Source organism: Streptomyces sp. NPDC045955 (genome assembly GCF_056430805.1).
Genome location: NZ_JBWKKY010000002.1, coordinates 237,922 through 263,535 on the forward strand (window position 1 = coordinate 237,922; position 25,614 = coordinate 263,535).

The 25,614-nt window shown below is 71.6% G+C and carries 23 protein-coding genes; 14 read left to right on the forward strand and 9 right to left on the reverse strand.

The annotated features are described in order from the left end of the window. The first annotated feature begins 32 nt into the window (after positions 1-32). From AC07F0_RS04440 to AC07F0_RS04450, 3 genes are read left to right on the forward strand one after another with little or no spacing between them, the layout of a single operon-like run. Positions 33-1,001, forward strand: coding sequence for an NTP transferase domain-containing protein (locus AC07F0_RS04440; protein ID WP_478974063.1), 969 nt, complete (start codon positions 33-35; stop codon positions 999-1,001). Then, positions 998-2,380, forward strand: a complete 1,383-nt coding sequence (locus AC07F0_RS04445) for a molybdopterin molybdotransferase MoeA (protein WP_478974066.1) — start codon at positions 998-1,000, stop codon at positions 2,378-2,380. The genes AC07F0_RS04440 and AC07F0_RS04445 overlap by 4 nt, the downstream gene beginning before the upstream one ends. Beyond that, on the forward strand, positions 2,377-3,483 hold the full coding sequence (locus AC07F0_RS04450) for a potassium channel family protein (RefSeq protein ID WP_478974068.1): 1,107 nt from the start codon (positions 2,377-2,379) through the stop codon (positions 3,481-3,483). The genes AC07F0_RS04445 and AC07F0_RS04450 overlap by 4 nt, the downstream gene beginning before the upstream one ends. A gap of 69 nt (positions 3,484-3,552) precedes the next feature. Here AC07F0_RS04450 and AC07F0_RS04455 read toward each other — a convergent pair whose 3' ends face one another. Further along, the gene (locus AC07F0_RS04455) at positions 3,553-4,401 is read right to left on the reverse strand and encodes an ABC transporter permease (protein WP_478974071.1); all 849 of its coding nucleotides are present in this window, start codon (positions 4,399-4,401) and stop codon (positions 3,553-3,555) included. Further along, entirely contained in the window at positions 4,398-5,417 is a 1,020-nt protein-coding gene (locus tag AC07F0_RS04460; RefSeq protein ID WP_478974074.1) for an ATP-binding cassette domain-containing protein, read from the reverse strand. The genes AC07F0_RS04455 and AC07F0_RS04460 overlap by 4 nt, the downstream gene beginning before the upstream one ends. 171 nt (positions 5,418-5,588) lie before the next feature. On the opposite strand from AC07F0_RS04460, the gene AC07F0_RS04465 reads away from it, so the two are divergent. Beyond that, positions 5,589-6,578, forward strand: a complete 990-nt coding sequence (locus AC07F0_RS04465) for an NAD(P)H-quinone oxidoreductase (RefSeq protein WP_478974077.1) — start codon at positions 5,589-5,591, stop codon at positions 6,576-6,578. A 75-nt stretch (positions 6,579-6,653) separates the two neighbouring features. On the opposite strand, the gene AC07F0_RS04470 is transcribed toward AC07F0_RS04465, so the two are convergent. Beyond that, positions 6,654-7,115 (reverse strand): hypothetical protein, encoded by a 462-nt coding sequence (locus AC07F0_RS04470; protein WP_478974080.1) that lies wholly within the window; start codon positions 7,113-7,115, stop codon positions 6,654-6,656. Between the two features lie 272 nt (positions 7,116-7,387). Between AC07F0_RS04470 and AC07F0_RS04475 the strand changes: the two genes are divergently transcribed. Beyond that, positions 7,388-7,942, forward strand: coding sequence for a bacterial proteasome activator family protein (locus tag AC07F0_RS04475; protein ID WP_436728707.1), 555 nt, complete (start codon positions 7,388-7,390; stop codon positions 7,940-7,942). 68 nt (positions 7,943-8,010) lie between these two features. Here AC07F0_RS04475 and AC07F0_RS04480 read toward each other — a convergent pair whose 3' ends face one another. Beyond that, the gene (locus tag AC07F0_RS04480; RefSeq protein ID WP_478974082.1) at positions 8,011-9,657 is read right to left on the reverse strand and encodes a protein kinase domain-containing protein; all 1,647 of its coding nucleotides are present in this window, start codon (positions 9,655-9,657) and stop codon (positions 8,011-8,013) included. Between the two features lie 365 nt (positions 9,658-10,022). Here AC07F0_RS04480 and AC07F0_RS04485 point away from each other — a divergent pair, with 365 nt between their 5' ends. From AC07F0_RS04485 to AC07F0_RS04500, 4 genes are all read left to right on the forward strand, one after another. Beyond that, positions 10,023-11,615 (forward strand): protein kinase domain-containing protein, encoded by a 1,593-nt coding sequence (locus AC07F0_RS04485; RefSeq protein WP_478974085.1) that lies wholly within the window; start codon positions 10,023-10,025, stop codon positions 11,613-11,615. A gap of 418 nt (positions 11,616-12,033) precedes the next feature. Beyond that, on the forward strand, positions 12,034-13,227 hold the full coding sequence (gene pdhA / locus AC07F0_RS04490; protein WP_356927244.1) for a pyruvate dehydrogenase (acetyl-transferring) E1 component subunit alpha: 1,194 nt from the start codon (positions 12,034-12,036) through the stop codon (positions 13,225-13,227). Position 13,228: 1 nt separating this feature from the next. After that, positions 13,229-14,206, forward strand: a complete 978-nt coding sequence (locus tag AC07F0_RS04495; protein ID WP_478974088.1) for an alpha-ketoacid dehydrogenase subunit beta — start codon at positions 13,229-13,231, stop codon at positions 14,204-14,206. A gap of 10 nt (positions 14,207-14,216) precedes the next feature. Next, positions 14,217-15,632 carry a dihydrolipoamide acetyltransferase family protein gene (locus AC07F0_RS04500; protein ID WP_478974091.1) on the forward strand — a complete coding sequence of 472 codons (1,416 nt, stop codon included), beginning with the start codon at positions 14,217-14,219 and terminating at the stop codon, positions 15,630-15,632. 369 nt (positions 15,633-16,001) lie between these two features. Here the strand turns inward: AC07F0_RS04500 and AC07F0_RS04505 are convergent, their stop codons facing one another. Next, the gene (locus AC07F0_RS04505) at positions 16,002-16,901 is read right to left on the reverse strand and encodes a D-alanyl-D-alanine carboxypeptidase family protein (RefSeq protein ID WP_478974094.1); all 900 of its coding nucleotides are present in this window, start codon (positions 16,899-16,901) and stop codon (positions 16,002-16,004) included. 208 nt (positions 16,902-17,109) lie between these two features. On the opposite strand from AC07F0_RS04505, the gene AC07F0_RS04510 reads away from it, so the two are divergent. Both AC07F0_RS04510 and AC07F0_RS04515 read left to right on the forward strand, forming a co-directional pair. Further along, on the forward strand, positions 17,110-17,760 hold the full coding sequence (locus tag AC07F0_RS04510) for a GntR family transcriptional regulator (RefSeq protein ID WP_478974097.1): 651 nt from the start codon (positions 17,110-17,112) through the stop codon (positions 17,758-17,760). Beyond that, positions 17,757-19,052: an MFS transporter gene (locus AC07F0_RS04515; RefSeq protein WP_478974100.1), complete on the forward strand. Its 1,296-nt coding sequence runs from the start codon at positions 17,757-17,759 to the stop codon at positions 19,050-19,052. The genes AC07F0_RS04510 and AC07F0_RS04515 overlap by 4 nt, the downstream gene beginning before the upstream one ends. 1 nt (position 19,053) lies before the next feature. Here AC07F0_RS04515 and AC07F0_RS04520 read toward each other — a convergent pair whose 3' ends face one another. Beyond that, positions 19,054-19,797 (reverse strand): methyltransferase, encoded by a 744-nt coding sequence (locus AC07F0_RS04520; protein WP_478974103.1) that lies wholly within the window; start codon positions 19,795-19,797, stop codon positions 19,054-19,056. Positions 19,798-20,008: 211 nt separating this feature from the next. Then, positions 20,009-20,833 (reverse strand): maleylpyruvate isomerase family mycothiol-dependent enzyme, encoded by an 825-nt coding sequence (locus AC07F0_RS04525; protein ID WP_478974106.1) that lies wholly within the window; start codon positions 20,831-20,833, stop codon positions 20,009-20,011. A 191-nt stretch (positions 20,834-21,024) separates the two neighbouring features. Between AC07F0_RS04525 and AC07F0_RS04530 the strand changes: the two genes are divergently transcribed. Next, complete coding sequence (locus AC07F0_RS04530; RefSeq protein WP_478974108.1) at positions 21,025-21,822, forward strand: carbon-nitrogen family hydrolase; 798 nt, start codon at positions 21,025-21,027, stop codon at positions 21,820-21,822. 10 nt (positions 21,823-21,832) lie between these two features. On the opposite strand, the gene AC07F0_RS04535 is transcribed toward AC07F0_RS04530, so the two are convergent. Together AC07F0_RS04535 and AC07F0_RS04540 are read right to left on the reverse strand one after the other, a co-directional pair. Beyond that, a complete protein-coding gene (locus tag AC07F0_RS04535; RefSeq protein WP_478974111.1) occupies positions 21,833-22,324 on the reverse strand; it encodes an LURP-one-related/scramblase family protein in 492 nt (163 codons plus the stop codon). Then, on the reverse strand, positions 22,321-23,319 hold the full coding sequence (locus tag AC07F0_RS04540) for a GlxA family transcriptional regulator (protein ID WP_478974114.1): 999 nt from the start codon (positions 23,317-23,319) through the stop codon (positions 22,321-22,323). Before AC07F0_RS04540 ends, AC07F0_RS04535 begins: the two co-directional genes overlap by 4 nt. A 52-nt stretch (positions 23,320-23,371) precedes the next feature. Here AC07F0_RS04540 and AC07F0_RS04545 point away from each other — a divergent pair, with 52 nt between their 5' ends. Together AC07F0_RS04545 and AC07F0_RS04550 are read left to right on the forward strand one after the other, a co-directional pair. Beyond that, the gene (locus AC07F0_RS04545; RefSeq protein ID WP_478974117.1) at positions 23,372-23,797 is read left to right on the forward strand and encodes a cupin domain-containing protein; all 426 of its coding nucleotides are present in this window, start codon (positions 23,372-23,374) and stop codon (positions 23,795-23,797) included. Next, positions 23,794-25,614, forward strand: a complete 1,821-nt coding sequence (locus AC07F0_RS04550; protein ID WP_478974120.1) for an NHL domain-containing thioredoxin family protein — start codon at positions 23,794-23,796, stop codon at positions 25,612-25,614. Before AC07F0_RS04545 ends, AC07F0_RS04550 begins: the two co-directional genes overlap by 4 nt.

Consider the following 25,614-nt stretch of genomic DNA (forward strand, 5'->3'; position numbering starts at 1 on the left):
CTTGTGATCGCGGGGGCACGCATACTCAGGGGGTGACCGCCTACCAGCCCCCCGGCGAATCCGGCACCGGCCCCGCGCGCGGGCCGGACCCCGCCGCGTACGACGCGGTCGTACTCGCCGGCGGTGCCGCCCGGCGCCTCGGAGGCGCGGACAAACCCGGTGTGCGCGTGGGCGGCCGGGCTCTGCTCGACCGGGTGCTCGCCGCGTGCGCGGGCGCCCGCGCCACCGTCGTCGTCGCCGCGCCCCGGCCGACGGCCCGGCCCGTGACCTGGGCCCAGGAGGACCCGCCCGGCGGCGGCCCGCTCGCCGCGCTCGACGCCGGTCTCCGGCACACCAGGGCGGAGCACGTCGTGGTGCTCTCCGCCGATCTGCCGTTCCTGCGGGAGCACACGGTCGACCAGCTCCTGAGCACGCTCCGGACGAGCGCCGCCGACGGCGTGCTGCTGACCGACCCCGAAGGCCGTGACCAGCCACTCGTGGCCGCCTACGACGCGACTCGGCTGCGCGAGGGGCTCGCGCTTCTCTCCGACCGGCACGACGGTCTCACCGGTCTCCCGCTGCGGCGGCTGATCGCCGAGCTGGACCTCACCCGCGTCCCGGACCCCGTCGCGTCCTTCGACTGCGACACCTGGGACGACATCGCCACCGCCAGGGCACGTATCAGGGAGCATGGGCACGTGTTGGATGAATGGATTTCCGTAGTCAAGGACGACCTGGGGATCGACCTCGACGTCGACGCCCGCCTGCTGCTCGACCTCGCCCGCGACGCCGCCCACGGTGTGGACCGGCCGGCAGCGCCGCTGACCACCTTCCTCGTCGGGTACGCGGCCGCACGGGCGGGCGGCGGCCCCGAGGCGGTCGCCGAGGCCGCCCACAAGGCCGCGGCCCTCGCCACCCGCTGGGCGGAGGAAAGTGCCGCACAGGCCCAGACCTCCGGCACCCCGCCCCAGCCCGACGTCGCCCCCGACGCGACGCCCGACACCCGCCCGGACGCCGGATGACCCCGCACGGCACACGCGCCGGTGAGGACGCCGAGGACCTCGACGTCGAGGAGGTGCTCGCCCTCGTGAACAACAGCAACGACCAGCCCGGCCCCGCCGGACGAGGTGAGACGGACAGCCGCCGCGCCTCCGGCCCGGCGGACACCTCTCCCCGGCCGGAGCCCCGCCACCACGCCACCCCCTGGCCGGAGGCCCGGGCCACCGCCGAACGCGCCGCGCGGGGCATCGCCCGGCCCACCCGCCGCCGGCCCGTCTCCGTGCCGCTCGAAGCCGCCCTCGGCCTCACCCTGGCCGCCCCCCTCGACGCCCTCACCGACCTCCCCTCCTTCGACACCTCCGCGATGGACGGCTGGGCGGTCGCCGGGCCCGCCCCCTGGGACGTCCGGGACGACGGAATCCTGGCCGGGCACGCCACGCCCGGGCCCCTGACCGACGGCGAGGCCGTCCGGATCGCCACCGGCGCCCGCATCCCCCCGGACACCACCGCCGTTCTGCGCAGCGAGCACGGCCGCACCGACGACAAGGGCCGCCTGTACGCGACCAGGGACGTCGTCCCCGGCCAGGACATCCGCCCGCGCGGCCAGGAGTGCCGCAGCGGCGACCAGTTGCTGCCCGTCGGCACCCTCGTCACCCCGGCCGTACTCGGGCTCGCCGCGGCGGCCGGGTACGACACCGTCAGCGCCGTCCCACGCCCTCGGGCCGAAGTCCTCGTCCTCGGCGACGAGTTGCTCACCGAGGGAAGGCCGCACGACGGTCTGATCCGGGACGCGCTCGGCCCGATGCTGCCGCCCTGGCTGCGAGCGCTCGGCGCCGAGGTCACCGCCGTACGACGCATCGGCGACGACGCCGGCGCCCTGCACAGGGCGATCACCACGTCCGACGCCGATGTGGTCGTCACCACCGGCGGCACCGCCGCGGGCCCCGTCGACCACGTCCACCCCACGCTGCGCCGCATCGGCGCGGAACTGCTCGTGGATGGCGTCAAGGTGCGCCCCGGCCACCCCATGCTGCTGGCCCGCATCTCGGAGACCCAGCACCTCGTCGGCCTGCCGGGCAACCCGCTCGCCGCCGTCTCCGGGCTGCTGACGCTCGCCGAGCCGTTGCTGCGGACCCTCGCGGCCCGTCCGGCCCCGGAGCCGTACACGCTGCCGCTCAGGGACGCCGTCCACGGGCATCCGTACGACACCCGGCTCATCCCCGTCGTCCTGCGGGGTGACCAGGCCGTGCCGCTGCACTACAACGGACCGGCCATGCTGCGCGGCATCGCGGCGGCCGACGCCCTGGCGGTCGTGCCCCCGGGCGGTGCCCGCGCGGGGCAGGAGGCGGAACTGCTCGACCTGCCCTGGGCGTCCGGAGGAATCGGGGTGTGTTTCACGTGAAACTTCCGGGTCAGGACGCGATCGCCCGCCAGGCGGACGAGCATCTGGTGACCCATCGGGTGAAACTCCCGAGGAAAGTGGTGGAGCACCCGATCCGCCAGGTCGCCAAGAGGCTGTCCATCGCGCTGGTGGTCCTCGTCGTGACCGCGCTGATCGTCTACGCCGACCGCGGCGGCTACAACGACAACGCGGGCGGTGGCCTCACACTCCTCGACGCGTTCTACTACGCGACCGTCACCCTCTCCACCACCGGCTACGGCGACATCACCCCCGCCAGCGATACCGCCAGGCTCACGAACATCCTCCTCGTCACGCCCCTGCGTGTGCTGTTCCTGATCATCCTGGTCGGCACCACCCTCGAAGCCCTCACCGAGCGCACCCGGGAGGAGTGGCGACTGACCCGCTGGAGGTCCACCTTGCGCGATCACACCGTCGTCATCGGATTCGGCACGAAGGGCAGGTCGGCGATCCGGACCGTCTGCGCGACGGGCCTGAGGAAGGAGCAGGTCGTCGTGGTCGACCCCAGTTCCAAGGTGATCGACGCCGCGACCGCCGAGGGGTACGCGGGCATCGTCGGGGACGCGACGCGCAGTGAGGTGCTGAAGCGGGCCGAGGTGCACAAGGCGCGCCAGATCATCATCGCGACGCAGCGCGACGACACGGCGGTCCTGGTGGCGCTGACGGCCCGGCAGCTCAACCGCGGGGCGAACATCGTGGCCGCCGTGCGGGAAGAGGAGAACGCGCCGCTGCTCAAGCAGTCGGGCGCCGACGCGGTCATCACCAGTGCCAGCGCCGCCGGCCGTCTGCTCGGCCTGTCGGTGCTCAGCCCCTCCGCGGGCATGGTGATGGAGGACCTCATCCAGCAGGGCAGCGGGCTCGACATCGTCGAACGGCCGGTGGTCAAGGCCGAGGTGGGCAAGACCCCGCGGGAGGTCACCGACCTGGTGGTGAGCGTCATACGCGGTCACCGGGTGCTCGGCTACGACGATCCGGCCGTCGGCACGCTGGAGCTGACGGACCGGCTCATCACGATCGTGCGGGCGACGCCCGGCTCACAGATCGCGCCTGATGTAAGGCCGTTGCCGCCGATGCCCCGCAGCTGACCAGCAGGACGAGAGGCCGGCCGCCACGCACTCTCCCCGTGCGCGACGGCCGGCCAAGTTGCCCCCGGCCTACTTCCGGTTGTACAGCCGCATCGTGACCGGCCCGAAGACCAGCACGAACAGTCCGGCCCAGCCCAGCGACCAGGCGACCTCGGCGGTCGGCCAGTCGCCGCCCATCAGTCCGCGCACCGCCGACGCCAGATGGGTGATGGGGCTGTTGTTGACGAAGGCCTGGAGCCAGCCCGGCATGGTCTTCGGGTCGACGAAGACGTTGGACAGGAAGGTGAGCGGGAAGATCACCATCATGCTGACGCCCATCACCGACTTCTCGGTGCGCAGCATCAGCCCGAACATGGTCCAGATCCACGAGAAGGCGAACGAGAAGAGCACCAGCAGGGCGATCCCGGCGAGCACACCGCCGATCCCGCCGTCCGGCCGGTAGCCGAGGATGATGCCGACGGTGAGCATCACGACGGACGCGATCGTGTACCGCAGGGCGTCGCCGAGCAGATAGCCGACCATCGTCGAGGGCCGCCAGATCGGCAGGCTGCGGAACCGGTCGAAGACGCCCTTCTCGATGTCGGTGTTGACCGAGACGCCCGTGTACATCGTGATCATCACGACCGACATCACGAGGATGCCCGGCAGCAGGAACTGGATGTATTCCTTCGGCGAGCCGGCCAGTGCCCCGCCGAACAGGTACGTGTACATCAGCACCATCATGATCGGGAACGCCGTGACGTCGAAGAGCTGCTCCGGCACGTGCTTGATCTTGAGGATCGCCCGCCAGCCGAAGGTGATCGAGGTCGACCAGGCGCTGGGCCGGGGCGGACGCTCCTTGGAGACGAGCAGCGCGGCGAGGGTTTCGGCGCTGACCGGGGCGAGTTCCTTGCTCTCGGTGGTCGTCGCGGTGCTCATGCCGCCACCTCGTCCTTCGGGTCGTCGGAGTGGTGGGAGGAGTCGTGCGTGTCGTGGCCGGTGAGGGCGAGGAACACCTCGTCCAGGCTGGGCTGGCCCAGCGAGAAGTTGTCGACGGTGATCCCGGCGTGGGCCAGCTCGCTCAGCGCGCGGGACGCCTGCTGGGCTGCGTTGTCGGCGCTCGCCGCCGCACCGAGGCGGGCGGTCAGCGCCACCGGGTCGTGCTCCAGCTGCACCTGTGCGTCGAGGGTCCGGCGCAGCAGGTCCGCCGCCAGGTCCCGTAGGTCCGGATCCCTCAGCCGCAGATGGACGGATCCGGCGCCCACGGAGGACTTCAGCTCGCCCTTGGTGCCCTCGGCGATCACCCGGCCGCGGTCGATGACGGCGATCCGGGACGCCAGCTGGTCGGCCTCGTCCAGATACTGCGTGGTCAGCAGCACGGTGGTGCCCTGGGCGACGACGGCCCGCACGATGTCCCAGACCTGGTTGCGGCTGCGCGGGTCGAGGCCGGTCGTCGGCTCGTCGAGGAACAGCAGATCGGGGGTGTTGAGGATGGACGCGGCGATGTCGATGCGGCGCCGCATGCCGCCCGAGTACTGCTTGACCTGCTTCCCGGCCGCCTCGGTGAGCCCGAAGGCCTCCAGGAGCTGGGCCGCGCGGTCCCGGGCGGCCTTCTTGTGGTGGCCGAGCAGCCGGCCCAGCAGGACCAGGTTCTCGGTGCCGGTGAGGTCCTCGTCCACCGACGCGTACTGGCCGGTGAGGCTCACCCGGCCGCGCACCTCGTCGGCCTCGCGGACGATGTCGTGGCCGAAGACATGGGCCTCGCCGCCGTCCGGCCGGAGCAGCGTGGCGAGCATCTTCACGGTGGTGGTCTTGCCCGCGCCGTTCGGGCCGAGGACGCCGTAGACCGTGCCCGCGGGCACGGACAGGTCCACTCCGTCGACCGCCCTCGTCTCGCCGAAGGTTTTCACCAGGCCCGCGGTCTCGATCGCCAGGCCGGACGTCTGCGTGCTCATGTGTCGGGTCCTTCCGAGTACGTGGGCTACGCATGGGGAGACCTTCACCGTCGCGCAAACTCATCGGTCCCCGCACACGGATGCCGGAAGGGACCGGACCCATGACGGAGGCGGGATCGGTCCGGGGGCGGAGGGAAGTCGGTCCGGCGACCGGGGAGTACCGTCCCCTTCATGCATGCGATCACGATTCCCGAACCTGGTGGGCCCGAGGCGCTGGTCTGGGACGAGGTCCCGGATCCCGTGCCCGGCGAGGGCGAGGTCCTGGTCGAGGTGGCGGCCGGTGCCGTCAACCGGGCCGACATCCTGCAACGGCAGGGCTTCTACGACCCGCCGCCCGGCGCGTCCCCCTACCCCGGCCTGGAGTGCTCCGGGCGGATCGCCGAGATCGGCCCCGGTGTCTCCGGCTGGAACGTGGGCGACGAGGTGTGCGCGCTGCTCTCCGGCGGCGGCTACGCCGAGAAGGTGGTCGTCCCCGCCGGACAGCTGCTGCCCGTGCCCGAGGGCATCGGCCTGACGCAGGCCGCGGCCCTGCCCGAGGTGACCTGCACCGTCTGGTCGAACGTCTTCATGATCGCCCACCTGCGCCCGGGCGAGACGCTGCTCGTGCACGGCGGCTCCAGCGGCATCGGCACGATGGCGATCCAGCTGGCCAAGGCCGTCGGCGCGCGGGTGGCGGTCACGGCCGGTACGAAGGAGAAGCTGGACCGGTGTGCCGAACTGGGCGCCGACATCCTGGTCAACTACCGCGAGCAGGACTTCGTCGAGGAGGTCCGGAAGGCCACGGACGGCGCCGGTGCCGACGTCATCCTCGACAACATGGGCGCCAAGTACCTGGAGCGCAACGTCAAGACCCTCGCCGTCAACGGCCGGCTCGCGATCATCGGCATGCAGGGCGGCATCAAGGGCGAGCTGAACATCGGTGCCCTGCTCGCCAAGCGCGCCGCCATCAGCGCGACGTCCCTGCGCGCCCGGCCGCTGGAGGAGAAGGCGGCCATCGTCGCGGCCGTGCGGGAACACGTCTGGCCCCTGTTCGCCGGCGGCCACCTGCGCCCGGTCGTCGACCGTGAGCTCCCGATGCCGCAGGCGCCCGCCGCCCACCGGGTCGTGGAGGAGAGTGGCCACATCGGCAAGGTGCTGCTGATCACCCCGCAGGGCGCCTGAGACGGCAGGTCCTGGGTCGTGTCCGCAAAGTCCCGTCGTCCGCCCGCGGGGCAGGCGGGACTTTGCGGGCACGGCCTAGACCCGCCGCAGCCGCAGGGCGATGAAGGCGAGGCCGAGGCCGAGTCCGATCAGGACCAGGCCGCTGCCCAGCGGCAGGATGCGCAGGACCGGTCCGACGGGGCGGTCGGCGCGAGAGGCGGCGGCCTCCCGTACGGGCTGCTCCGTCGGGGCGGAGGGCTCGGGAACGGCTTCCCGGGACTCCTCGGGCACAGCGGTGGCCTCACCGGCGCCGCGCTCCTCCTCGGCGTCCTGCGGCCGCCCCGGCCGCTCCCGCCCCTCACCGGCCCGGCTCCCGGCCCGCGAGGGCTTGCCCGGGGCGGAGGGAGCGGCGAGGGCGCCTCCACCTGGGTCGTCGTAGGACCGCACGGACTGGACAGCGCCGTACGAGACGCCTGCCCCGTACGGTGAGACGACCGCACCCGCCCCCAGGGCGACCACCAGTCCCGTCGCCCGCAGTGCGCGTTGCCATGGAGTCACGTGGGTGACCCCCTCCCGCCGTGCCCGGTAGGGCAAGATCGGCACGTTCGGTCAGATCAAGGCAATCAGCCTCACACCGCCCCACACGTCCGGCACTCCGGGTTCGGCCGACAGACGGAATCACCCCCGGCCGCCGCACCTCACCCGGGAGCCGGATTCACCCTTGGTCGAGCAACCCCGGGACCGGCGCGCACGTCTCCTCCGACACGGTGGATCAGCCTCCCGCGGGGGCACCACGGAGGTGAGGTGCAGGCGTGCGAGAGAATGGCGGCATGGAGATGCCGAGGAACGAAAGGTCGCCGGAGAACCCGCAGATCCTGGTCGTGGGCCAGGACGGCATGGCGCTCAGCGGCGGCGGCGGGGACGAGGACTCCCGCGAGACTCCGGTCACGGAACAGGTGGAGCAGCCCGCGAAGGTCATGCGGATCGGCAGCATGATCAAGCAGCTTCTGGAGGAGGTGCGCGCGGCTCCCCTGGACGAGGCCAGCCGGGTCCGGCTCAAGGAGATCCACGCCAGCTCCGTGAAGGAGCTGGAGGACGGTCTGGCCCCCGAGCTGGTGGAGGAGCTGGAGCGGCTCTCCCTGCCGTTCACGGACGAGACGACCCCGAGCGACGCGGAGCTGCGCATCGCGCAGGCCCAGCTGGTCGGCTGGCTGGAGGGGCTCTTCCACGGGATCCAGACCACGCTGTTCGCCCAGCAGATGGCGGCCCGCGCCCAGCTGGAGCAGATGCGCCGCGCCCTCCCGCCGGGCGTCGGGCATGACGGCCTCGACGACCAGCCCCCGGGCGGCCGTTCAGCCGGCCGAACGGGCGGGCCGTACCTGTAAGCGCGTCCGCGCACCGGCCGTGCGAAGGGCCCGGCAGCGTCGGCTGCCGGGCCCTTCGCACGGGCGGATCAGGCCGGCGGGTTGCCCGTGGAGACGCCGAGCTCGATCTCCGGCATGTTCTCCGGGTCCACGTCGGTGTCGGCGGACGGGAACTGGTTCATGACCGTGCCGTCGCCGTACGTGTTCTCGTCCACGTTGTTGATCTTCTTCTCCCAGCCGGCCGCCTGGAGGCAGGCCTTGACCGAGGTGATGTCCTTGAACTTGAAGTCGGGCATCCGGATCTTGTCGGGGTCGTTGTACGACTCCTGCGGCTCCGTGCACTCCTCGGTGTCGATCGTCTTCGAGGTGTCCGGCCCGCGGTAGCCCGGCTTCTTGGAGGCCGAGGCCGACGCACTCGCGCTGCTGCCCCCGCCGCCCTGGTCGTCCTCGCCGCCGTTGTTCATCAGCAGGGCCGCGATCAGACCGCCGACCGCGACGACGGACACCACGATCGAGCCGATGATCACCGGCTTGTTGCTCTTGCCGCCGCCCGGGGAGACCTGCGCGGTCTGCGGCGAGAGGTTGTACGGCGGCGGGGTCGACGGACCCGGCTGCGGCGAGTACGCGGCGGGCGACGGGGTCTGGTAGCCGCCCTGCTGCGGGTAGCCGTACGCCGGGGACGGCGCCGTCGGGGCGGGCGTGCCGTACGGGTTCGGGGGCGGGGTCGGCTGGTAGGGCGTCTGCACCTGGCCCGACGGCGCCGGGGTCGCCTGGTCGACCGGCGGGAACACGGCCGAGCCGACTCCCGCACCGCTCGGGGCCTGGGTGCCCGGCACGATGCTCGGCGGGGCGGCCTGGAAGGACGACGCCACGCGCAGGCACTCGTCGCGCATGGCCTCCGCGCTGGGGAAGCGCTCGTTCGGGTTCTTCTTCAGCGCGCGGGCGATCAGCGCGTCCACGGCCGGGGGCAGCGCGCGGTTGACCGAGGACGGAACCGGCGGCTCCTCCTGCACGTGCGCATACGCGATGGCCAGCGGCGAGTCCGCTTCGAACGGCAGCCGCCCGGTGACCAGTTGGAACAGCATGATGCCGACCGAGTACAGGTCGGAGCGGGCGTCCACACCGCGGCCGAGGGCCTGTTCCGGCGAGAGGTACTGGGGGGTGCCGACGACCATGCCGGTCTGCGTCATCGACGTCACACCGGACTGCATGGCGCGGGCGATGCCGAAGTCCATGACCTTGACCACGCCGCGCTTGGTCATCATCACGTTGCCCGGCTTGATGTCCCGGTGGACCAGCCCCATCTCGTGGCTGATCTCCAGCGCGGCGAGCACGTCCGCGGTGATCTTCAGCGCCTTGTCGGCGGGCATCGCGCCCTGCTGCCGGACGTCCTCGTCGAGGACCGAGCCGAGGGGACGGCCCTCGACGTACTCCATGACGATGTACGGCGTCGTCATGCCGTCGAGGGTGTCCTCGCCGGTGTCGAAGACCGAGACGATGTTGGTGTGCGTGAGCTTGGCCACGGACTGGGCCTCGCGGCGGAACCGCTCGCGGAAGGCCTGTTCCCGACCGAGATCGGTGTGAAGTGTCTTGATCGCGACCTGCCGGTCGAGCACGCTGTCGTACGCGAGGTGCACCGAGGCCATGCCGCCCTGGCCGAGCAGATCACGCAGCTGATAGCGGCCATTGGCGAGCGCCCGCCCCGTGTACTGGCCCTGTGCGCCGTCCTGGCTCATGTCCCGTTTCCCCCGTAGCCCTTGAGGCGCCGCCGACTGTCGCTGATCCGATGCTGATCCGCGCGATCCGCGTTGATCCAAACCGCCATTCCCGGCCAAGTCTGCCCCAGGGCACTGACACGTCAAGCTCGGTGCCCGTTCCGTGACCGTACGCGAAAGAAGCGTCGCGGAAGCGTTACAGGGGACGTACCGCCGGCCCACAGAATTTGCACGACAGTACGGAGTAAAGGTTTCATGACGCGTCCGTCCCGTGCCGGTCCTGGCACCCCGTCTCGGACCGGCGGCTTGCGCGGAGGCTGTAGCGTGGCCGACGGAGACCGTAACAACACCGCGCGCACCGCGGGCAGAAACGACGGCGAGGACTGATGGCACAGCAGCAGCGCGCTCAGGGCCCGTCCGAACCCGAGGCGACTGGCGGCGGCATGTCGGACGCGCCGGAGTCCTGGGGGAACGGCGGGCTGGTCGGGGACGGCCGGTACCGGCTGACCCACAGACTCGGCCGGGGCGGCATGGCCGAGGTGTTCGCCGCCGAGGACGTCCGCCTCGGGCGCACCGTCGCTGTCAAGCTGCTCCGTTCCGACCTCGCCGAGGACCCGGTGTCCAAGGCGCGCTTCACGCGCGAGGCCCAGTCGGTCGCCGGCCTCAACCACCATGCGATCGTCGCCGTGTACGACTCCGGCGAGGACGTCGTCGGCGGCCAGTCCGTGCCCTACATCGTCATGGAGCTGGTCGAGGGCCGCACGATCCGCGACCTGCTGCTGAACGCCGAGGCGCCGGGCCCCGAGCAGGCCCTGATCATCGTCTCGGGCGTCCTGGAGGCGCTCGCCTATTCGCACCAGCACGGCATCGTGCACCGCGACATCAAGCCGGCCAACGTCATCATCACGCACAACGGCGCCGTGAAGGTGATGGACTTCGGCATCGCCCGCGCCCTGCACGGCGCGCAGTCGACGATGACACAGACCGGCATGGTCATGGGCACGCCGCAGTACCTGTCGCCCGAGCAGGCGCTCGGCAAGGCCGTCGACCACCGCTCCGACCTGTACGCGACGGGCTGTCTGCTCTACGAACTCCTCTCGCTGCGCCCGCCGTTCACCGGCGAGACCCCGCTGTCGGTGGTCTACCAGCACGTCCAGGACATCCCGACGCCTCCCTCCGAGGCCTCCGACGCCTGTCCGCCCGAGCTCGACGGCCTGGTCATGCGCTCCCTCGCCAAGGAGCCGGACGACCGTTTCCAGACGGCCGAGGAGATGCGCGGGCTGGTCCAGTACGCGCTCCAGATGCTCTACGACCAGGGCGGCCACACCGGCACCTGGAACACCGGCCCGGTCGACATGCACGAGGGCCGCCACACCCCGTCGGGCGGCTTCGCCGGCACGGCCGTGATGGGCCACCCAGGGGACCCCTCCGGCACCGCGCAGATCCCGTCGCCGATCCTGCCCGCGGGCTACGGCAGCGGGGACGACGGCGGCTTCGAGGGCCACGGCAACAAGGGCGGCGGCCGCGGCAAGCTGTGGATCCTCGCCGTGCTCGCGGTGATCGCGGTCGCGGTGGGTGTCGCCCTGGCGCTCAAGGGCACCGGCGGTGACACGAAGGAGCCCGGCACCAAGCAGTCGCCGACCACCTCGCAGACGGCCGACAAGAAGACGCCCAGCGAGACGCCGAGCGACGAGCCGACCGACGAGCCGACCGACACGTCCACGGACGACGGCACCGGCACGAGCTCCGGCGGCGGCCAGTGGACGCCGTCGTACACGCCGTCCTACACGCCGTCGCAGAGCGCTCCCGAGACGCCCACCGGCCAGCCGACGGGCCAGCCGACCACCGAGGCGCCGACCGACGAGCCCACGGACCCGGAGCCCTCGGACCCGGCGACGCCGCCGGACGACACGGGCGGCACCGACGCGGGCGGCGCGACCGGTGCCGTCGGAGGCGGCGCGGGCGGCGACGGCGGCTGACCCGGGGCCGGCTCCCCGAAGGGGAACGCCGGGACGAAACGGATGATCCACGCGCGCGTGGGACCCGGAAACGGGTTCCACGCGCGCGTGCTGTTTCGCCGCGCCGGAAAGTGGACTCTTCCCGTGACGTGGGTCACCGGGTTAACGTGCGGTTGCTCCGGCCTCCTGCAAGGCTGTGACCAGGGCCCCTTCCACACCTTCCCGATTTACTTGGATATCCAAGCAAAATCCCAGGTCAGAAGGGGTTTCGCAGAAATGTGATGCACTGGGTAACGTGCCTTTTGCAGGGCGCTCGCCGGGGCACCTGTCACGCCTGTTCCCGGCCGAGTGGCACCCACCCCGTGCCCGGTGGTCGAGAACAGGTGAGCCGCACTGGCCTACCGGCAACCCCGGGGGCCGGACCGACGGAGGAGCACACGTGACCGTGGAGAGCACTGCCGCGCGCACACCGCGACGCAGCGCCGGAAGCAAGGCCGGCACCACCGGCACCAAGCGCACCACCCGCACGACCGCCAAGAAGGACGCCGGCGCCGAGCCCCAGCTCGTGCAGCTGCTGACGCCCGAGGGCAAGCGGGTCAAGAACGCCGAGTACGACAAGTACGTCGCCGGTGTCACCCCGGAAGAGCTCCGCGGTCTGTACCGCGACATGGTGCTCACCCGCCGCTTCGACGCCGAGGCGACCTCCCTGCAGCGCCAGGGCGAGCTGGGCCTGTGGGCCTCGCTGCTCGGCCAGGAGGCCGCCCAGATCGGCTCCGGCCGGGCCCTGCGCGACGACGACTACGTCTTCCCCACCTACCGCGAGCACGGTGTCGCCTGGTGCCGCGGTGTGGACCCGACCAACCTGCTCGGCATGTTCCGCGGCGTGAACAATGGCGGCTGGGACCCGAACGGCAACAACTTCCAGCTCTACACGATCGTCATCGGCTCCCAGACGCTGCACGCCACCGGCTACGCCATGGGCATCGCCAAGGACGGCGCCGACAGCGCGGTGATCGCCTACTTCGGCGACGGTGCCTCCAGCCAGGGCGACGTGGCCGAATCGTTCACCTTCTCCGCGGTCTACAACGCCCCCGTCGTGTTCTTCTGCCAGAACAACCAGTGGGCCATCTCCGAACCGACCGAGAAGCAGTCCCGCGTGCCGATCTACCAGCGCGCGCAGGGCTTCGGCTTCCCGGGCGTCCGCGTCGACGGCAACGACGTGCTCGGCTGCCTCGCGGTCACCCGGTGGGCCCTGGAGCGGGCCCGCGCCGGCGAGGGCCCGACCCTCGTCGAGGCGTTCACCTACCGCATGGGCGCCCACACCACCTCCGACGACCCCACCCGCTACCGGGGCGACGAGGAGCGCCAGGCCTGGGAGGCGAAGGACCCGATCCTGCGCCTTCGCCGCTATCTGGAGGCCTCGAACCACGCGGACGAGGGATTCTTCGCGGAACTGGAGGCCGAGTCCGAGGCGTTGGGCAAACGAGTGCGCGAGGCGGTGCGTGCCATGCCGGACCCGGACCATTTCGCGATCTTCGAGAACGTCTACGCGGACGGGCATGCGCTCGTCGACGAGGAGCGTGCCCAGTTCGCCGCCTACCAGGCGTCGTTCGCCGACGAGGGGGGTAACTGAGATGGCCGACAAGATGGCTCTGGCCAAGGCGATCAACGAGTCGCTGCGCCGTGCCCTGGACTCCGACCCCAAGGTCCTGATCATGGGCGAGGACGTCGGCAAGCTCGGCGGTGTCTTCCGGGTGACGGACGGCCTGCAGAAGGACTTCGGCGAGAGCCGGGTCATCGACACCCCGCTGGCCGAGTCGGGCATCGTGGGCACGGCCATCGGCCTGGCGCTGCGCGGCTACCGGCCGGTGGTGGAGATCCAGTTCGACGGGTTCGTCTTCCCGGCGTATGACCAGATCGTCACGCAGCTGGCGAAGATGCACGCGCGTTCGCTGGGCAAGGTCAAGCTGCCGGTCGTCGTGCGTATCCCCTACGGTGGCGGGATCGGCGCGGTGGAGCACCACTCGGAGTCGCCGGAGGCGCTGTTCGCGCATGTGGCCGGTCTGAAGATCGTCTCTCCGTCGAACGCGTCGGACGCGTACTGGATGATGCAGCAGGCCATCCAGAGCGACGATCCGGTGATCTTCTTCGAGCCCAAGCGCCGCTACTGGGACAAGGGCGAGGTCAACACCGAGGCCATCCCGGGCCCGCTGCACAAGGCCCAGGTGGTCCGCGAGGGCACCGACCTCACCCTGGCCGCGTACGGTCCGATGGTGAAGCTCTGCCAGGAGGTCGCCGACGCGGCCGCCGAGGAGGGCAGGAACCTGGAGGTCCTCGACCTGCGCTCGGTCTCCCCGCTCGACTTCGACTCCCTCCAGGCCTCCGTGGAGAAGACCCGCCGCCTGGTCGTGGTCCACGAGGCGCCGGTGTTCTTCGGCTCGGGCGCGGAGATCGCCGCGCGGATCACGGAGCGCTGCTTCTACCACCTGGAGGCCCCGGTGCTCCGGGTCGGCGGCTACCACGCCCCGTACCCGCCGGCCCGCCTGGAGGAGGAGTACCTGCCGAACCTGGACCGGGTGCTGGATGCCGTCGACCGCTCGCTGGCGTACTGAGGAGAGGGTCGTGACGACGATGACGGAAGCGTCCGTGCGCGAGTTCAAGATGCCCGACGTGGGCGAGGGACTCACCGAGGCCGAGATCCTCAAGTGGTACGTCCAGCCGGGCGACACGGTCACGGACGGCCAGGTGGTGTGCGAGGTCGAGACGGCGAAGGCGGCCGTCGAGCTGCCCATCCCGTACGACGGGGTGGTCCGTGAGCTGCACTTCCCCGAGGGCACCACGGTCGACGTGGGCACGGCGATCATCGCGGTGGACGTGAGCGGAGGTGCCGCACCCGCAGCCGAGCAGCCCGCGCCCGCCGCCGAGCAGCCCCCGGCGCCCCGGCCGGCGGACGAGCCGAAGGCGGAGGGCTCCGGCCGCCAGCCGGTCCTGGTCGGCTACGGGGTGGCGACGTCGTCCACCCGCCGCCGCCCCCGCAAGGGCCCCGAGGTCCCGGTGCAGCAGGCCTCGACGGCGATCCAGACGGAGCTGAACGGCCACGGGGCCCCGCCCCCGGCCGCCCCCGCCGGCCTGGAACGCCCCCTCGCCAAGCCGCCGGTCCGCAAGCTGGCCAAGGACCTGGGCGTCGATCTGACGACGGTCGTCCCGACCGGCCCGGACGGCGTCATCACCCGCGAGGACGTGCATGCGGCGGTGGCTCAGGCGCAGGCACCGCAGCAGGAGGCCCCCGTGGCCGCCGCCCCGGCGCCCGCACCGGCAGCGGTGTCGTACGACACCACCCGCGAGACCCGTGTCCCGATCAAGGGCGTCCGCAAGGCGACGGCGGCGGCGATGGTCGGCTCGGCGTTCACCGCGCCGCATGTCACGGAGTTCGTGACCGTCGACGTGACGCGCACGATGAAGCTGGTCGAGGAGCTGAAGCAGGACAAGGAGTTCGCGGGCGTGCGCGTGAACCCCTTGCTGCTGATCGCCAAGGCGCTGCTCGTCGCGATCAAGCGGAACCCGGACATCAACGCGTCCTGGGACGAGGCCGCGCAGGAGATCGTGGTCAAGCACTACGTGAACCTGGGCATCGCGGCCGCGACCCCGCGCGGCCTGATCGTGCCGAACATCAAGGACGCCCACGCCAAGACGCTGCCTCAGCTGGCCGAGTCGCTGGGCGAGCTGGTGTCGACCGCCAGGGACGGCAAGACGTCCCCGGCGGCCATGCAGGGCGGCACGGTGACGATCACCAACGTCGGTGTCTTCGGCGTCGACACGGGCACGCCACTCCTCAACCCCGGTGAGTCCGCGATCCTCGCTGTCGGTGCGATCAAGCTCCAGCCGTGGGTCCACAAGGGCAAGGTGAAGCCCCGTCAGGTCACCACCCTGGCCCTGTCGTTCGACCACCGACTGGTCGACGGGGAACTGGGCTCGAAGGTCCTGGCGGACGTGGCGGCGATCCTGGAGCAGCCGAAGCGCCTGATCAGCTGGGCGTGAGCCGGTCACGGCGGCCCCCTGCCCACTGGGCCGGGGGCCGCCGCGGCGTATTGGGGGCCAGTGGGCTGTGCATTATGGCGCGAGCCGGACCTCGGGTCGGCAATCGGGCCTCGTGGCCTTCCCGGCTGCTGGAAGAGCAGTCGTCAGGCGCGCTCGCCGCGTCAAGCCTCCCACCGTAAGGTAGGGCGGAATCTCCCCCGTTCAAGAGGGGAGAGAGCTTCAGCAGACCGTCAACAGCGACCCATGCCTCGGACTTCGACTACGTCGCCGGGCGCTGGAGCGCCGTCAGCGCACGGCTGCGTGACGAGCGAAAGGGGGCTCACCGCCATCGGCGGTGAGCCCCCCTTCGTGGTGCCCGTCCTGCTTGCGCTACTTCGCGAAGCCGTAGTTCATCAGCTTCGTGGCGTCCGACTTCCGCGTGTCCTTGTCGGTCGAGGCGAGGACCGTGCCGATGACCGTCTTGCCGTTGCGGGTGGCGGCGAAGACCAGGCAGAACCCGGCCTCCGGGCCGGAGCCGGTCTTCACACCGATCGCGCCGCTGTAGCTGCTCAGCAGCGGGTTGGTGTTCTCCCACGGGGCCATCGTCCGCGTGCCGCCGGACTTCGTGGTCGTCTTCGCCGTGTACTTCTTCGTCTTGACGACCGTGCGGAACATGGAGTTCTTCATCGCGCTGCTGGCGAGCTTCGTCAGATCGCGCGGTGTCGAGTAGTTGGCGCCCTTGCCGATGCCGTCGAACGAGTCGAAGTGGGTGTTCTTCAGACCCAGGTCCTTGGCGGTGGTGTTCATCTTGCCGATGAACGACTTCACGCGCGCCGCCCGCGTCGAGCCCGAGCCGAACTTGTCGGCGAGCGCGTACGCCGCGTCGCAGCCGGACGGCAGCATCAGCCCGTACAGCAGCTGGCGGACGGTGACCTTGTCGCCGACGATCAGCTTGGCGTTGGACGCCCAGTTGTTGTCGACGATGTAGTCGCTGTACGCCTTCTGGATCGTGACCTTGCTGTCCAGGTTGAGCTTCGGCTGCTTCAGCACCACCAGGGCCGTCATGATCTTGGTGGTCGAGCCGGTGGAGCGGCGGGTGTCGGCCGCCTTGGTGTAGAGCGACTTGCCGGTCGCGTTGTTCATCACGTAGCCGCCCTTGGCGGCGATCGAGGGCGCCGTGGCGGCCTGCGCCGGCGCAACGGTGAGGGCTCCGGTCGCGAGCATGGCGCCGGTGGTCACGGCGACGGCCGCAGCTCTGCGGAGACGGGTGCCCTTAATGCCGGTTATCAAGTGAAGTACCCCGATTACGTTGAATGCCCCAGGCGTGCGGCCGGATTGAGGACGAGGGGAAGGGGGCCGCACGTGTCTCACTCGTAACTAGCACATGTGGTTGCGCCGTTGCCGAGGCAGGCCCGCCCTTTGCCACAGACGTGTGACATTCGGGTCCGCATACTGGACGGATACATCCATGCGCACCTGTTGTATCTATGCTGTCCGCATGACCCTGGCCGTGAAGCAACCTCCCGCCGCCGACCGCGTCTACACCCACGTCAAACAGGGTGTCCTGGAACGCCGTTACGAGGGTGGGACCCTGCTCACCGAGGGCGAGCTCGCCGAGGCCGTCGGGGTTTCGCGCACGCCGGTGCGCGAGGCGCTGCTCCGGCTGGAGGCCGAGGGGCTGATCCGGCTCTATCCGAAGAAGGGCGCCCTCGTCCTGCCCGTCTCCGCCCAGGAGATCGCCGACGTCGTCGAGACGCGGCTGCTCGTCGAGGAGCACGCGGCGCGCAAGGCCGTGCCCGCGCCCCCCGGGCTCATCGAGCGCCTGGAGGAGCTGCTGGCCCGGCAGAAGCGGCAGGCCGCCGAAGGAGACCTCGCCGGGGCCGCCGTCACCGACCGCTGCTTCCACGCCGAGATCGTCCGCAGCGGCGGCAACGAGATCCTCTCCCGGCTCTACGACCAGCTGCGCGACCGCCAGTTGCGGATGGGCGTCGCCGTCATGCACTCCCACCCCGACCGGATCGCCAAGACCCTCGCCGAGCACGAGGAGATCCTCGACGCACTGCGGACCGGGGACGCCGAGGCGGCCGTCGGACTGGTCCACCGTCACATCGGCTGGTTCTCGCACCTGGCCCGGGGGGAGGTCCGATGACCGGCACGGCGCTGCCGGCTGAGCCTCAGGGTGGCCGCCGGGCCCTGGCCGTCTGGGGCATCGGCGTCTCGGTCTACTTCGTCGCGGTCATCTTCCGCACGTCCCTGGGCGTGGCGGGCCTCGACGCGGCCGACCGCTTCCACGTCAACGCCTCCGCGCTGTCCACGTTCTCCATCCTCCAGCTGCTGGTCTACGCGGGCATGCAGATACCCGTCGGCCTGCTCGTCGACCGGCTCGGCACCAAGAAGGTGCTGGCCCTCGGGGCGGTGCTGTTCACGGCCGGGCAGCTGGGTTTCGCGTTCTCCCCGTCGTACGGCATGGCACTCGCCTCCCGGGCGCTGCTCGGCTGCGGTGACGCGCTGACGTTCATCAGCGTGCTGCGGCTGGGCACCCGGTGGTTCCCGGCCCGGCGAGGGCCGCTCGTCGCCCAGTTCGCGGGGCTGGTGGGCATGGCGGGCAACCTCGTCTCCACGCTCGTCCTGGCCCGGCTGCTGCACGGCGTCGGCTGGACGCCGGCCTTCGCGGGCAGCGCGGCCGCCGGGGCCGTGGTGTTCGTCCTGGTGCTGCTGTTTCTGAAGGACCACCCGGAGGGCCACGAGCCGGAGCCGCTTCCGCACCAGGGCGCGGCCTACGTACGGCGGCAGATCGCCGCCGCCTGGCGGGAGCCGGGGACGCGGCTCGGACTGTGGGTGCACTTCACGACCCAGTTCCCGGCGATGGTGTTCCTGCTGCTGTGGGGCCTGCCGTTCCTCGTCGAAGCACAGGGACTGTCCCGGGCCACGGCCGGCGAGCTCCTCACGCTCGTCGTGCTGTCGAACATGGTCGTCGGCCTGGTCTACGGGCAGATCGTCGCCCGGCACCAGGAGGCGCGGCTGCCGCTCGCGCTCGGCACGGTCGGGACGACGGCGGCCCTGTGGGCGGCGACGCTGGCCTACCCCGGCCCGCACGCCCCGATGTGGCTGCTGATCGTGCTGTGCACGGTGCTCGGGGCCTGCGGGCCCGCCTCGATGCTCGGCTTCGACTTCGCCCGCCCGGCGAACCCGCCCGAGCGGCAGGGCACGGCCTCCGGCATCACCAACATGGGCGGCTTCGTGGCCTCCATGACCACGCTGTTCGCGGTCGGGGTGCTGCTGGACGCCACCGGCGACGACTACACGGTGGCCTTCTCGGCGGTGTTCGTCCTCCAGGCGCTCGGGGTCACGCAGATCCTGCGGCTGCGGAAGCGGGCGGCCCGGCGCGAGCGGGAGCGGCTGGTGGCGAGCCGGGTGGAGACGGTGCACGTGCCGGCGTAGGTCAACGGGCCGTCACCGGAACGAGGGTGAGATACGCGAGCCCGAGGACACCGCGGTAGGTGAGCCAGGCGGCTCGGTGGCGGTCGGCGCGCTCCCGGGTCTCGGCGGCCAGGGGGTGGCCGGGGTGCCGGGCGAGCCACACCTCGGTGTCCGCGAGGTACGCCGACTCGAACTCCTCCCATTCGTCGAGGCTCGCGGTCTCCGTCCACTCCGGCCGGAACCCCGCCTCGACGGCCAGGCCGACGAGGGTCGCGAGGTCGGGGTGGTCGGTGGCCTTCGCGTCCGGCCACATGCGGGACAGTTCGGCCTCGGTCGGGGTGCGGTGCCAGAAGCCTTCGCCGAGGAGGACGCGACCGTGGTCGGTGACGAGCCTGCGTAGTTGGCCCAGGGCTTCGGGCAATCGGCTGCCGAGGGCCTGGCTCGCGCCTACGCACAGGACGAGGTCGGCGGGGCCGTGGGGAGTGCCGGTGGCGGATTCCTCGATGAAGCGGACCCGGGGTGCAAGTCCGCGTTCCGCGGCGGCCTTCCGGCCACGAGCCAGGTCGTCGGCGTTGATGTCGATGCCGGTGCCGGTGGCATTCGGGGTGGCGGCGAGGATGCGGAGCATGAGCTCGCCCCAGCCGCAGCCGATGTCGAGGACCGTTGCGGGGGTGCGGCGGGTCAGGCGGGTGACCAGCCGGTCTGCGCGTGCTTCGGACAGGGGGCCGTGGAAGGTGAGGCGGCTGTGGCGGGGCGGGGTTGTCATGCGCAAGCACGGTACGTGGGGCGGGGCGTGGGCGGCATGGGGTTTTCGCCGCACTGTCCGCTGATGCCGAGGCCGGGTGGGTGCGCGGCTCGGCGCGGCGAGGTGCCGCTGCGCCCACCCGTGCCGCCCGGGGGCACCTCCCAGGCCCCTTGAGGCACTGGGGGAGGCACGACTGACCGCAGCTGAGCGGGAGCGGCGGCCACGGCTGGGGCTACTGCGTCACCGTGAAGTTCCTCAGGATCGCCGCCGTCAGGTCCGGGTCGCCCTCCGTCTTCACCCTGTCGGTCACCGACTCCGGTGTCACGCGGCCGCAGGCCAGGCGGACGTATGTCTCCCAGTCGAGGGTGAGGGTGGCGGCGGGGCCGAGGGCGGGGGCCGTTTCGAGGGTGCCGCGGCCCTGGATGTCGACGCGGATCGTGCGCAGGAACTCGACGGGGCCGTGGACGTCGAAGACGACGGCCGAGCTGCGCGGCGCCTGCGCGTCCTCGGCGACCACGCGCGGCAGTTCGCCGAGCAGCACGTCACGGGCGACATGCGCGCCGGGGGAGTCGAGGTTGCCGGGCCGGCCGAGGGCCGTGCGCAGGTCCTGTTCGTGCACCCACACGTCGAAGGCGTGCCGGCGCATGGACTCCTCGAGGGTCAGCTCCGTGCCGAGCGGGCCGCGCACCTTCGTGCCCGGGTCGCGCGAGTCGTTGCGCAGCTGGCGGTTGCGGCGGATGATCACGTACTCCAGCTCGGAGGTCATCTCCGGCGCCGTGTGGTGACGGCGGACGTCGACCTGCATCTCCATGTAACGCTGGTGGTCGTTCGTCACGTGGAACAGGTCGCGCGGCAGCGTGTGGATGGGGCGCGGGTCGCCGAGCATCTCGCAGTCCAGGCCGATGACATGGGAGACCACGTCCCGCACCGACCACCCGGGGCACGGCGTCCGCCGGTTCCACTCGGCCTCCGCGAGCGGCTGGAGCAGCTCGGATATCGCTTCGATGGAGTGGGTCCAGGCGTCGGCGTAGGGCTGGAGGGTGGGATGCAGACTCACGGAACGGGACCCCTCGGCGGTCGGTGCACGGGCAGGTGGTGGCGGTTGCCAGTGGGAGGTGGCGGCTGTCGGCGGGTGTCTTGGCAGCTAAGTTACGCTGCTGTGAGGCACCCCGGCAGTGCTTTCGTGTGACGATCGTAGGCCCGTGGGGAACCCCATGTGGACGGGTCGAATGCCAGGACGGTGGTAGTGTGCGCGCCTCTGTGATCCAGATCGCCGTAGATGAGGGCGAATCGGTCGAATCGCGCCGCCGGCGGGTGGCCTCGATGGTCCGGGACCAGGCCGGCGCCGATCTCGTCGTCCTGCCGGAGCTGTGGACCACGGGTGCCTTCGCCTACGAGGAGTTCGGGCGGGAGGCCGAGCCGCTCGAAGGGCCGACCTACGAGGCGATGGCGAAGGCCGCGAGCGACGCGGGCGTCTGGCTGCACGCGGGCTCGATCCCGGAGCGGGATCCCGAGGGGCCGCTGTACAACACCTCCCTCGTCTTCTCCCCCTCCGGCGACCTCGCCGCCGTCTACCGCAAGATCCACCGGTTCGGCTTCGACAAGGGCGAGGCCGTGCTGATGGGCGCCGGTGCCGAGCTCGTGACGGTCCGTCTGCCGTCGACCACGCTGGGCCTCGGCACCTGTTACGACCTCCGTTTCCCCGAACTCTTCCGCGGTCTCGTCGACGCCGGTGCCGAGACGCTCGTGGTCCCGGCGGGCTGGCCGGAGCGCCGCCGGTCGCACTGGACGCTGCTGGCTCAGGCGCGGGCGGTCGAGAACCAGGCGTTCGTCGTCGCGTGTGGAACGGCCGGCACGCACGCCGGGGTTCCCCAGGCCGGTCACTCGATCGTGGTCGACCCGTGGGGCGAGGTGCTGGCCCAGGCGGGCGCCGGGGAGGAGGTGCTCACGGTGGACTTCGACCCCGGGAAGGTCCCCACCACCCGCGAGCAGTTCCCGGCACTGAAGGACCGGGTGCTGGGGCTCCAGCCTCCGCGCAGGCCCTGAGGACGCGCCCTCAGCCCTCCCGCTCCTTCTCCGCCAGGTGGATCACACACACGGCCACCGCGATCAGCAGGGCCGGATCCGCGTCCTCGCGGACGACGTCCACACCGTAGGTGTCCCGTACGGTCAGCCACCGCCGGGAGACCACCGCCAGCAGTTCCCCGTCGTACTCGACGGCGAACTCGCGGTCGAGGATCTTGCCGCTGACGTCCAGCTCGCTGCCGTCGGCCAGGGACACCCGGTAGTGGTTGCGCAGCAGGGACAGCCTTTTGCGGCGGATCGTCGCCAGCGGCTCGCCGCCCCGCTGGAGCACCATCGTGTCGCGCAGGGCGAGCATCTTCTGGTGGATGTCGACGAGGACGCGCCCCTGGGTGTCCTTGAGCTCCCAGGTGTCCCGCAGGCGCAGGGCCTTGCCGTCGACGAGGAACACCTTGGCGCCGCGGTCGTCCTCGATCCAGTAGTCGTCGCCGAAGCCGAGGAGCCGGTCGTACACGAGGAATCTCATGACACCAGGGCTTCCCCGGCGCCGCTGCCGAAACGCCGCCGATAGGCCGACGGGCTGAGCCCGGTCACCCGCCGCAGCCGGTTCCGCAGGTTGGCGGCCGTGCCGAGCCCGCTGCGGGCCGCCACGACGTCCAGGCGATCCTCGCCCCGCTCGATCAGCCGGCAGGCCAGCGCCACGCGCTCCCCGGTCAGCCACGCGAGCGGTGTCGTCCCGAGCTGGGCGCGGAAGCGCCGGTGGAGCGTGGCGGGGCTGACACGCGCGCGTGCGGCCAGGTCCGCCACCGTCAGCGGCTCGCCCAGCCGCTCCTGCGCCCATTCCAGCAGGGGTGCCAGGGACTCGTCCCGTACGTCCGGGACCGGCCGCTCGACGAACTGCCGCTGCCCGCCGTCCCGGTGCGCGGCGAACACCAGCCGCCGGGAGACGTGGTTGGCGATCTCGGCGCCGTGGTCCCGGCGCCAGACGTGCAGCCCGAGATCGAGCGCGGCCGCGCTGCCGGCGGCGGTGAGGAGGTCGCCCTCGTCCACGAACAGCACATCCGGCTCCAGCAGCACCTTCGGGTGCAGCCGGCGGAAGGAGTCCGCCCAGCGCCAGTGGGTGGCCGCCCGCCGCCCGTCCAGCAGCCCGGCCTCGGCGAGCGCGAAGGTGCCGGTGCAGAAGCTCATGATCCGGGCGCCACGCGCGTGTGCGCGCCGGATGGCGTCGAGCACGGCAGGGGTACGCGGTACGACGTTGTCCGGCCGGCCGGGCACGACCAGCGTGTCCGCCCGGTCCACGGCGTCCAGGTCCGGGACGCCCGTGAGCGTGAAGAAGCCGTGGTTCATCCGGATCTCCGGCGCGGGCGTGCACAGTGTCACCTCGTACAACGGCCCCGGCAGCCCCAGCTCGGGCCGTGGCAGTCCGAACAGTTCGGTGGCCACCCCGACCTCGAAGGGGTTGGTGCCCTCGTCGACGATCACGGCGACCTGGTGCGGGCGATGCGAGGATCCTTGCGGCATGTGCGATTTCTAGCACTCGTGCGAGACCCACGGCACCCCTGAAGATCACTCCATGACCCAGGAACCCGTCTCCCTCGCCCACGCGCTGGCCTCCTTCTCCGAGCAGTGGAGCCCGCGCATCGTCACCGCCGTCAACGACTACGACGTCCGTATCGCCAAGGTCGAGGGCGAGCACGTCTGGCACGTCCACGACCACACCGACGAGTTCTTCCTCGTACTCGACGGCGAACTCCACATCGGCCTGCGGGAACCGGCCGACGAGCGCACGGTCGTCCTGCCCAAGGGCAGCGTCTTCACCGTCCCGCGCGGCACGGAGCACAAGCCGTACGCCCCCGTGCCGACCGCGATCCTGATGTTCGAACCCACGGGCACCCTCACGGTCGGCGACCGTCACGACGACGTGCCCGAGCACGTGGACGCCACCACCGGCCACGCCCTGGACCGGCTGTCAGTACCGGATGACACCCTGGACGCATGAACGACTCCGCACCCCGACGTGCCCGTGTCCGCGCCCCCGAGCTGACCGGCAAGGGCGGCTGGCTGAACACGGGCGGGCAGCAGTACTCCCTCGCCGACCTGCGAGGACGCATCGTCATCCTGGACTTCTGGACGTTCTGCTGCATCAACTGCCTGCATGTTCTGGACGAACTGCGCGAGCTGGAGGACAAGCACCGGGACACGGTCGTGGTGATCGGGGTGCACTCGCCGAAGTTCGTGCACGAGGCGGAGCACCAGGCGGTGGTGGACGCCGTCGAGCGGTACGGGGTGGAGCACCCGGTGCTCGACGACCCGGAGCTGGCCACGTGGAAGCAGTACGCCGTGCGGGCCTGGCCGACGCTCGTCGTGGTCGACCCCGAGGGGTACGTCGTCGCCCAGCACGCCGGTGAGGGACATGTGCACGCCATCGAGCGGCTGGTTGCGGAGCTGGAGGCCGAGCACGAGGCCAAGGGGACGCTGCGGCGAGGGGACGGGCCATACGTGCCGCCGGAGCCGGAGCCGACGGTGCTGCGGTTCCCGGGCAAGGCGCTGCTGTTGCCGTCCGGGACCTTCCTGGTGAGCGACACGACCCGGCACCAGCTGGTGGAACTCGCCGAGGACGGGGAGAGCGTGCTGCGGCGGATCGGGTCCGGCACGCGCGGGTTCACCGACGGACCGTCGGACACGGCCGCCTTCAACGAGCCGCAGGGGCTCGCCCTGCTCGACGACGGGTCGGTGGTCGTCGCCGACACCGTCAACCACGCGCTGCGGCGGCTGGACCTCACCACCGGCGAGGTCACCACCCTCGCCGGCACGGGCCGGCAGTGGTGGCAGGGCTCCCCCGCCTCGGGCCCGGCCCGCGAGGTCGACCTCTCCTCCCCCTGGGACGTCGCCCTCTGGCAGGGCAGGGTCTGGATCGCCATGGCCGGTGTCCACCAGCTGTGGGCGTACGACCCGGTCGAGGGCACGGTCGCGGTCGCGGCGGGGACGACGAACGAGGGGCTGGTGGACGGCCCGGGAACCGAGGCCTGGTTCGCGCAGCCCTCCGGCCTCGCCGCCACGCCCGACCGCCTCTGGCTCGCCGACTCCGAGACGTCCGCCCTGCGCTGGGTGGACCCGGACGGCTCCGTCCACACCGCCGTCGGCACCGGCCTGTTCGACTTCGGCCACCGCGACGGCGCCGCCGGACAGGCCCTGCTCCAGCACCCGCTGGGCGTCACCGCGCTGCCGGACGGGTCCGTCGCCGTCGCCGACACCTACAACCACGCCCTGCGGCGCTACGACCCCGCGACCGGCGAGGTCACCACCCTGGCCACGGACCTGCGCGAGCCCAGCGACGCCGTGCTCGTCGGCGACGACATCGTGGTCGTGGAGTCGGCCCGGCACCGGTTGACCCGGCTGCGGCTGCCGGAGGAGGCGGTGAAGGTGCCCGAGGTCGCCCACCGCACGCAACGCGAGGCGACCGAAGTCACCCCCGGGCGGCTCCGGTTGGATGTGATCTTCCAGGCCCCGGCGGGCCAGAAGCTCGACACCCGGTACGGCCCCTCCACGCGCCTGCTGGTCTCCTCCACCCCGCCGGAGCTGCTGCGCAGCGGCGAGGGCGCGGGGAGTGACCTCTCCCGCGCCCTCGAACTCGATCCCTCCGTGCCGGAGGGCGTGCTGCACGTCTCCGCAATGGCAGCCTCCTGCGACGACGACCCCGGCAACGAGTACCCGGCGTGTCACGTCCACCAGCAGGACTGGGGCGTCCCCGTCCGCCTCACCGAGGCCGGGACGGACCGGCTTCCCCTGGTGCTGGCCGGGATGGACGGGGCGTGA

What these genes read in the sequence shown, in the direction of transcription:
- AC07F0_RS04445 (WP_478974066.1), top strand. Translation starts at nt 998, where the DNA reads ATGACCCCGCACGGCACACGCGCCGGTGAGGACGCCGAGGACCTCGAC.
- AC07F0_RS04455 (WP_478974071.1), bottom strand. Translation starts at nt 4,401, where the DNA reads ATGAGCACCGCGACGACCACCGAGAGCAAGGAACTCGCCCCGGTCAGC.
- AC07F0_RS04460 (WP_478974074.1), bottom strand. Translation starts at nt 5,417, where the DNA reads ATGAGCACGCAGACGTCCGGCCTGGCGATCGAGACCGCGGGCCTGGTG.
- AC07F0_RS04465 (WP_478974077.1), top strand. Translation starts at nt 5,589, where the DNA reads ATGCATGCGATCACGATTCCCGAACCTGGTGGGCCCGAGGCGCTGGTC.
- AC07F0_RS04475 (WP_436728707.1), top strand. Translation starts at nt 7,388, where the DNA reads ATGGAGATGCCGAGGAACGAAAGGTCGCCGGAGAACCCGCAGATCCTG.
- AC07F0_RS04480 (WP_478974082.1), bottom strand. Translation starts at nt 9,657, where the DNA reads ATGAGCCAGGACGGCGCACAGGGCCAGTACACGGGGCGGGCGCTCGCC.
- AC07F0_RS04485 (WP_478974085.1), top strand. Translation starts at nt 10,023, where the DNA reads ATGGCACAGCAGCAGCGCGCTCAGGGCCCGTCCGAACCCGAGGCGACT.
- AC07F0_RS04495 (WP_478974088.1), top strand. Translation starts at nt 13,229, where the DNA reads ATGGCCGACAAGATGGCTCTGGCCAAGGCGATCAACGAGTCGCTGCGC.
- AC07F0_RS04510 (WP_478974097.1), top strand. Translation starts at nt 17,110, where the DNA reads ATGACCCTGGCCGTGAAGCAACCTCCCGCCGCCGACCGCGTCTACACC.
- AC07F0_RS04515 (WP_478974100.1), top strand. Translation starts at nt 17,757, where the DNA reads ATGACCGGCACGGCGCTGCCGGCTGAGCCTCAGGGTGGCCGCCGGGCC.
- AC07F0_RS04520 (WP_478974103.1), bottom strand. Translation starts at nt 19,797, where the DNA reads ATGACAACCCCGCCCCGCCACAGCCGCCTCACCTTCCACGGCCCCCTG.
- AC07F0_RS04535 (WP_478974111.1), bottom strand. Translation starts at nt 22,324, where the DNA reads ATGAGATTCCTCGTGTACGACCGGCTCCTCGGCTTCGGCGACGACTAC.
- AC07F0_RS04540 (WP_478974114.1), bottom strand. Translation starts at nt 23,319, where the DNA reads ATGCCGCAAGGATCCTCGCATCGCCCGCACCAGGTCGCCGTGATCGTC.
- AC07F0_RS04545 (WP_478974117.1), top strand. Translation starts at nt 23,372, where the DNA reads ATGACCCAGGAACCCGTCTCCCTCGCCCACGCGCTGGCCTCCTTCTCC.
- AC07F0_RS04550 (WP_478974120.1), top strand. Translation starts at nt 23,794, where the DNA reads ATGAACGACTCCGCACCCCGACGTGCCCGTGTCCGCGCCCCCGAGCTG.